The sequence below is a fragment of the Thermoflexus sp. genome, from assembly GCF_042408365.1.
In the GTDB taxonomy this organism is placed as follows: Bacteria; Chloroflexota; Anaerolineae; order Thermoflexales; family Thermoflexaceae; genus Thermoflexus.
In genome coordinates this window covers 1-7,537 of the sequence record NZ_JBHOQJ010000171.1, presented here as the reverse complement: position 1 = coordinate 7,537, position 7,537 = coordinate 1, and the positions used below count along the sequence as shown (strand labels likewise).

The window sequence follows — 7,537 nt, the reverse complement described above, 5'->3', positions numbered from 1 at the left end:
CCGAAGGCGGCCCGCACCCCACGAAGAATAAGAATAATGATTCCTCTCTCCCTATGTGGCTTCGCCGCATGGGGAGGGGGATAGAGAGGTGGAGCCATTCCCCTCACCGCGTAGCCCTTGGAATTCTTGACATTTGGGGCTCGTCGCTGCGGAGAGGGATGACTGCCGGGCAACGCAATAGCCTTCGCCGTGCCTCTCAAGGGAATGCCAACATATCCAGGAGGTTTGGATGCTCCCTCGTGCGCTCATCACAGGTGGCGCTGGTTTCATCGGATCCAATTTGGCAGATACCCTGGCCTCGGAGGGCTGGGTGGTATGGATCTTTGATCTGTTGGCCCGCCCCGGTGTGGAGCGGAACCTGGCTTGGCTCCAAGGGCGCCATGGCGGGCGCATCCGCTTTGTGCGGGGTGATGTTCGGGATTTCCCGGCGGTAGCGGAGATCGTGCGCCAAGTGGACGTGATCTTTCACCTGGCCGCCCAGGTGGCAGTCACCACCTCCCTCATCGACCCCCGTACGGATTTCGAGATCAACGCTTTGGGCACCCTGAACATCCTAGAGGCAGCCCGCCAGGCCCGCCACCGACCGATCGTCCTCTATACCTCCACCAACAAGGTTTACGGTGCGATGGAGGATGTCCCGGTGGTGGAGGAGGCCACTCGCTACCGGTATGCTGATCGGCCGTTCGGGATCGATGAGCACCAGCCTCTGGATTTCCATTCTCCGTATGGCTGCTCCAAGGGGGCCGCGGATCAGTATGTGCGGGACTACGCCCGCATCTATGGGCTCCCCACGGTGGTGTTCCGGATGTCTTGCATCTATGGCCCCCGCCAGTTCGGCACTGAGGATCAGGGATGGGTCGCTCACTTTGTGATCTCCGCCATGAGCGGGCGCCCTATCACGATCTATGGCGATGGCAAGCAGGTGCGGGACCTTCTCTTCGTGACCGATTTGATCGCGGCGATGCGGGCGGCGGTGGAGCGCATCGATCGGGTCGCCGGGCAGGTCTACAATATTGGGGGTGGGCCGGAGAATACGCTTTCAATCTGGCAGGAATTCGCCCCTCTGTTGGCGGAGCTCTTGGGTCGCCCGCCCGATCCCCCTGCCTTCGGCCCCTGGCGCGCGGGGGACCAGAAGGTCTATATCAGTGATATCCGGAAAGCGATGCGGGATCTCGATTGGCGGCCTCAGGTTTCCGTGCGAGAGGGTCTCACCCGTTTGGTGGAATGGGTGCGCGAGGAGCTCCCATTGGCCGCCCGATAAGGGGGTGTGGCAAGAAAAGCCCGGTCTCTTCGCTCGAGCGGGAGCATCGATGAGGATCCTAACAGCGCTCACTTATTATCGTCCGCACATCAGCGGCCTGACCATCTACGTGGAACGGGCCGCCCGAGCTTTGGCGGCCAGGGGGCATGAGGTTTGGATCCTGACCTCCCAATACGATCGGCGCCTTCCTCTGGAGGAAGCGCGGGATGGGGTGCGGATCCGCCGGGTGCCCGTGTGGTTCCGGGTCAGCAAGGGGGTGATCATGCCCACCATCGGGCTATGGGCCACCCGGCTGGCCCGCTGGGCGGATGTTCTCTGGCTTCACCTGCCCCAGTTCGATGCCGCCGGTATCGCCCTGCGGGGACGTTTGTTCCACAAGCCGGTCGTCCTGACTTACCACTGCGACGTCACCCTTCCCCCGGGTCTGATCAACCGCTTGGCCAACGTGGTCGTTCATTGGATGGACCATCTGGCCGCCCGCCTGGCCGATGTCATCGTGAGTTACACCGAGGACTACGCCCGGCATTCCCCTTATCTTTCCCGTTACATGCACAAGGTGCGGGTGATCCCCCCGCCCGTGGAGATCCCGGTTCCCCGGCCGGAGGCGGTGGCTGCCTTCCGGACTCGTTGGGGGCTGGAGGGCCAGGTGGTCATCGGGATGGCGGCTCGGCTGGCGGCGGAGAAGGGGGTGGAATATCTTCTCGGAGCGCTCCCCCACATCCTCGCCGTTCACCCCAACGCCCGGGTCCTCTTCGCCGGACCCTACCAGAATGTTCTGGGGGAGGAGGCTTACGCCCGACGGTTGGCCCCCCTCTTCGAGCGCTATCGGGATCATTGGACCTTCGTGGGGGTGCTGGAGCCGGAGGAGATGGCGGCCTTCTTCGCCAGCTGCGACGTGGTGGTGCTCCCCAGTCTCAATGCCACTGAGTCCTTCGGCCTGGTTCAGGTCGAGGCGATGCTCTGCGGAACCCCCGTGGTGGCCAGCGACCTCCCGGGGGTCCGGGTGCCGACCCGGACCACCGGGATGGGGTTGACGGTGCCCCCGCGGGACAGCGAGGCCCTGGCCCAAGCGATCCTCCAAGTGCTGGCGAACCGCCCGGCCTTCTGCCGACCTCGGGAGTGGGTAGAGCAGCATTATCATATCGAGAAGACGGCTGCAGCCTACGAAGCCCTCTTTCAGGAGCTGATCGAGGCCTATCAGCGATGAAGGCGCCGGATCCCCTCTGGCTCCACCTCAAAGAGGTCCCTGCCTTCCGGGCGCTGCTGCGGGGGGTTGAAGCCCGGTTCTATCAGGGCCTGGAGATGCCGGAGCCGGTTCTGGACTTGGGTTGCGGGGATGGCCATTTTGCGACCATCGCCTTCCCGGGGAAGGTGATGGTGGGGCTGGATCCCGAACGGCGGGCGTTGAGGGAAGCCGCTGCCCGGCGGGCGTATCGATGGGTGGTTCAGGCGGATGGCGCCCGCATGCCCTTTCCCGCCGGCTTCTTCCGGACCGTGATCAGCAACTCGGTTTTGGAGCATATCCCGGATGTAGAGGCTGTTCTTCAGGAGGTGGCTCGTGTCCTCCGTCCCGGAGGATATTTCCTGTTCTGTTCGCCGAGCCATCGCTTCGTGGAGTTCCTCTCCGTTTACCGGCTCCTGCGTCGGCTGGGGCTGGGCCGGGCTGCGGAGGCCTACGGGCGGCTCTTTAACCGGATCTCGCGCCATTACCATTGCGACGCCCCCGAGGTTTGGGCATCCCGGCTGGGGCGGGCGGGCCTGCGCCCGCTCCGTTGGTGGTTTTATTTCTCCCGCAGCGCCACGGCCCTTCTGGAATGGGGCCATCCTTATGGTCTTCCTTCGTTGATATATAAAAGGCTCTTCGGACGTTGGATCCTGGCCCCTTGGCGGTGGAGCCTGTGGCCCGTGGAGCGGGTCCTGCGACCCTTTTATGCGGAACCTCCTGGCTCGGAGGGCGCATATTTCTTTATGATCGCGCGGCGGGAGGGGGCTGAATGAAGGGAGCGCGAACCCAGGCGGGGAGCGCCCTGATGATCGGGAGCGCGGGTTTCCTCGCCGTCCTCGCTCAGCTTCGCCTGGATCACAGCCCTCGGGAGGCCCCGGATCCCTGGGGGCTGGCCCTCTATGCCTGGGCTGCGCTCCTTCTGGTCTGGGCCCTCGCGCGAACCCCCGCTTGGCTGGTGGTGGAACATCCCCTTCGGGAAGCTGTCCCAGATCTCCCCACGGTGCGCTGGCCGTGGCTCGGGTTGAGTGTGGGGTTGATGCTGTTGGCTTTCCTGGACAGCGGGGGCAATCGGTTTCGCCTGCTAGGGGTGATCGCCTGGGCGCTGAGCGTGATCGCTTGGTTCGTGGCCTGGTGGAACGGGCCGCTCCCGCGGGTCCCCCGAGATGGCTTTCTCGTGCGCGGGCACCATTGGCTGCTCCTGCTCCTCTTGGGTCTGGGGATCGGTTTCCGCTACTGGGACCTCTGGAACCTCCCCCTGGACGTGAACAGCGACCATGCGGAGAAACTGCTGGATGTCCGGGATGTCCTCAACGGCGAGTACCGGATCTTCTTCCCCCGCAACACCGGCCGCGAGGCCTTCCAGTTCTACCTGGCGGCGGCCACCGTCCGGCTCCTCGGCATGCCCCTGCACAAGTTCACCCTCCAGGTAGGCACCGCTTTTATCGGCCTGTTGCTCCTGCCCGCCATGTATTTCCTTGGGACAGCCCTCTGGGGACGCCATGGAGGGATCTGGGCGATGCTTCTCAGCGCGGTCGCTTCCTGGGCGGTGATCCCCTCCCGGGCGGGGCTGCGCTATCCCTTCCTACCGACGTTTGCGGCCTGGTCGCTGGCCTTTTTGGTGCGCGGGTTGCGGACCGGGCGGCGGGTGGATTTCCTGTGGATGGGCTTTTTTCTGGGGGTCGGGTTGTATGGCTACTCCCCCTTCCGGGGGATGCTGGCGGCCCTCCCGGCCGCCTTCCTAGTCGTATGGCTGGCCCAGCGGGGGTGGCGGACTCCGGAAGGGTGGCGGCGGGCGGGGGATTTCCTGATCGGCATGCTGACGGCCCTTCCGGTGCTGACCCCGATGTTGCGCTTCATCGTGGATTTCCCGGAGGTCTTCTTCTATCGACTGATGACCCGGGTCTCAACGTGGGAGAAGCCGATCGAGGGAAACCCCCTGTTCATCCTGACGGACAACATCCGCCGGGCGTTGTTGATGTTCCATTGGACCGGGGATGAGGTCTATGTGGCGACCATCCCCTTGCGGCCGATGCTCGACCCGGTGCTAGGGGCGCTTCTCCTCTTGGGTGGAGTGGCCGCGTGGCTCTGGATGCTCCACCATCGGGATCCGGTTCCGCTCGCCGGGCTGATGGCGGGGTTCGTTATGCTCTTGCCCTCCGCCTACAACCTGACCTTCCCGCGGGAGAACCCCAGCGCCGTGCGCGCGGCAGGGGCCTTGCCGGCGGTCCTCGTCTTCGCCGCGCTGGTCCCCGCCCTGTGGACCGCGAGGTGGAGCAGGATCGGAGGGGACGGCCGACGGTGGATCGGGCTGGGGATGGCGGCGCTGCTGGCCGTCGCGTTGATCCGCCTCAACGCGGACCGCATCTTCCGGGAATACGCGCAGATCTATTGTCAAATTGCCTTAAACGCCTCGGATGCGGCGGAGATCCTGCAGGGGTTTTATGCCGGGGGCGGGCCGGAGGCGAACGCCTTTTACGTCGCCTATCCCTACTGGTTCGATTCACGGCTGATCGGGATGTGGCTCGGGGATCTGGACTGGCCCCATACCATCTGGCATGAAGATCTCCCGCAAGCGGTGGAGGCCCATCAGCGTCTGCCGGGCCCCAAGTTGTACCTGGTGCATCCAGAGGATCGGGCCTCCTTGGCCCTTCTGCAAGCGGCCTATCCTCAAGGTTGGTGGGTTCTCCGGCCCCGCACCCATTGCGAGGGATTGGGGATCCTCGTTTTTCACGCCCCGCCGGGGCCTTTCTGAAGGCAGGTACCGAGCAGCATCCAGGGGGGCAAGGGCTCCGAGCCCTTGCCCCCCTTTTGCCCCTTACGCCGGCCGTCGCCGCAGGATGAGCTCCTCCACCGGCTGGAAGATCACACCGATCCAGAAGCCCAGCAGCATGAGCTGGGAGAAGAACATCACCAGGTTAATCCCCGACGTGGAGGGGCTCAGGTGCCCAGCTGCCAGGCCGAAGAAGGCGTTCATGGTCATCCCGCCCAGCAGGGCGATGGCCACCAGGATCCCGGCCACCCGCCGCAACGTCCCGTTCATGCGGTGAGCCAGGAACAGCAGGTAGAGGGCGCCAGCGATCAGCCCCAGGCCGGCCAGGGTCTCTCCCCACTGAACCAGGTTCCCAAACAGGGTAGCGTTGGCCGTGGCTGGGCCGGTGAGGAAAGCCTTCATCCAAGGATAAGGATTCTTCTCAGCGAAGCGGGCCAGGGTCTGGGGCAATCCCTTCACGAACCCGCCGCCGGTTTCGAGCTTCTCCAGGCCGCCGCGCAGCCACTCGTAACCGAGAACGATCTGGATGAGCAGCAACCAAATGCGTGCCAGGCGATCCATCGCAGGCCTCCCGGTAAAGGGTTTTTCCGCTTCTTACTGTAATCGGAAGGTGCGCGACTCGGCAGAGGCCCGCGTCCCCCTTTTCCCGGGACATCTGTCCCAACGGGTGGTCGCTCCGTTCGGCAATGGTCGTTTTCTCGTAACTATTCAGCCGTTCTCACGCGATGCCAAGATGGGGGGGCCCTTCCGCCTTCTCTCGGGAGCTCCGAACCGAATCGGACCAGGCTGAATAATTACGTTTTTTCCGTGGGGTGCGGGCCCCCGAAGACATCCCGCACCCCACGGAAAAATGGGGTTGGGCCATTCCCCTTGCGCGAAGCCTGAGCTCCAACTCCTTGAAAGCAGCCGGCAGCCTTCCCATCCGGGAATCCCCGCAGGGGGAGCTTGGGGGTTGCGAATGAGATATCAGGAACGGGGTCATAGGGAACGCTTGAAGGGAAAGGGATAGGGAGGCGCGTGCGAGGGAATCAACGATGGGGGGAAATAGGAAGCGAAAAGATTCCCAGGAGGAGGCCAGCCCCCAACAGCCCAGGGATCACCGCGGTGGTCCCAATTCGGCCGAACCCTGGGGCGAGGAGCTGACCGAGCCCATGTCCGATGGCAAACCCCACACAGCCCAACAGGAGGTCCAGAGCCAGGCGTTTGATCCCCCCGCCGCCCAGGACATGGCGGAGCAACCCGGTCCCCACACCCAAGAAGAGGATCAGCGCTGGCGTGGTCCACATCACAGGGTGATCTCCAGCAAATCCTCCGCGATATGCCGAAGCCGATCCGCCGGCAGCTCCGCCAGGCGCATCGCCAGACGTAGGTAAGGCAGATGGACCGGAGCGGTCACGAACGACCGGATCTCTGAAGGAAGGGTCCGGAAGCGCTCGATCTGGTCCAGCAGGAGAACGGCCTGCCCGATGGGGCTATCCGTGTCATAGAACTCGGCAAGGGAAACCCCCAGGTAGGCGCACAACCGCTCCAGCTCCACCAGCGGAATGGGGCGCTCCCCAGATTCATAGGCTCGGATCCGCCGGGGGGTGCATCCCAGAAATGCCGCGACCTCCCGGAGGCTTTTTCCGGCCCGCTCTCGGACCTGACGCAGGATCAAGCCGATGATCCGGTGACGGAGGGTGAGCAACTCATGGATCGCCTCGGCCATCCCATCCCCAGTGGGTGCAGGAGCATAACGATCGGGCTCGAGGAACGCGGAGATAGGCCGCTGGAAGAACCAGGCGAGAGCTTCCAGTTCGGGAAGCGTGAGATCCCGCTGGCCGGCTTCGTAGGCCCGATAACGGGCAGGCGAAATCCCCAACAGAGCTGCGCAATCCTGGATCGTTTTCCTGGCTTCCTCTCGGGCCTGTCGGAGGGCGATCCCAATAATCTTCCGGCGGATAATCAAAAGCTCCTGTTCATCCATGAGCATGGTTCCCGAAGCGGGTATCAAGCCCCTTGGGGCTGTGGGTATCGGAGGCAGCCCCACCCCAGCTCAATTTTCGGAGAGTGCAGTTCCTGGCAGCCCCCTCTCCGCTCTCCCTGCGAAGCGGCATCGGAGAGGAGCAGGAAACTGCCTGGCGTCTCCAATGATCAGCTATGAACACGCAACAGTGGGTAGCCGAAGCATTACGGATCAAATTATAATCAGGGACGGCTGTTCTGAGTAGCGCTTTTCCTAATATCTTTTGAGGTTTTATGGGCCTTGGAGGTCTTTGGGGATTGGGGGCCGCCGAAGGCG

7 protein-coding genes are annotated in these 7,537 nt (G+C 63.8%); 4 read left to right on the top strand and 3 right to left on the bottom strand.

The genetic code is table 11. The features are described from left to right. Positions 1–229 precede the first annotated feature (229 nt). From ACFMO5_RS07995 to ACFMO5_RS07980, 4 genes are read left to right on the top strand one after another with little or no spacing between them, the layout of a single operon-like run. Complete coding sequence (locus ACFMO5_RS07995) at positions 230–1,261, top strand: NAD-dependent epimerase/dehydratase family protein (RefSeq protein ID WP_376792225.1); 1,032 nt, start codon at positions 230–232, stop codon at positions 1,259–1,261. A gap of 49 nt (positions 1,262–1,310) precedes the next feature. Then, positions 1,311–2,468, top strand: coding sequence for a glycosyltransferase family 4 protein (locus ACFMO5_RS07990; RefSeq protein WP_376792224.1), 1,158 nt, complete (start codon positions 1,311–1,313; stop codon positions 2,466–2,468). Next, positions 2,465–3,259: a class I SAM-dependent methyltransferase gene (locus tag ACFMO5_RS07985; RefSeq protein ID WP_376792223.1), complete on the top strand. Its 795-nt coding sequence runs from the start codon at positions 2,465–2,467 to the stop codon at positions 3,257–3,259. Before ACFMO5_RS07990 ends, ACFMO5_RS07985 begins: the two co-directional genes overlap by 4 nt. After that, on the top strand, positions 3,256–5,238 hold the full coding sequence (locus ACFMO5_RS07980) for an ArnT family glycosyltransferase (RefSeq protein WP_376792222.1): 1,983 nt from the start codon (positions 3,256–3,258) through the stop codon (positions 5,236–5,238). The genes ACFMO5_RS07985 and ACFMO5_RS07980 overlap by 4 nt, the downstream gene beginning before the upstream one ends. A 63-nt stretch (positions 5,239–5,301) precedes the next feature. On the opposite strand, the gene ACFMO5_RS07975 is transcribed toward ACFMO5_RS07980, so the two are convergent. From ACFMO5_RS07975 to ACFMO5_RS07965, 3 genes are all read right to left on the bottom strand, one after another. Next, positions 5,302–5,817 (bottom strand): hypothetical protein, encoded by a 516-nt coding sequence (locus tag ACFMO5_RS07975; protein ID WP_376792221.1) that lies wholly within the window; start codon positions 5,815–5,817, stop codon positions 5,302–5,304. Between the two features lie 467 nt (positions 5,818–6,284). Further along, on the bottom strand, positions 6,285–6,542 hold the full coding sequence (locus tag ACFMO5_RS07970; RefSeq protein WP_376792220.1) for a hypothetical protein: 258 nt from the start codon (positions 6,540–6,542) through the stop codon (positions 6,285–6,287). Next, complete coding sequence (locus ACFMO5_RS07965) at positions 6,542–7,222, bottom strand: helix-turn-helix domain-containing protein (RefSeq protein WP_376792219.1); 681 nt, start codon at positions 7,220–7,222, stop codon at positions 6,542–6,544. Before ACFMO5_RS07965 ends, ACFMO5_RS07970 begins: the two co-directional genes overlap by 1 nt. Positions 7,223–7,537: the final 315 nt, after the last annotated feature.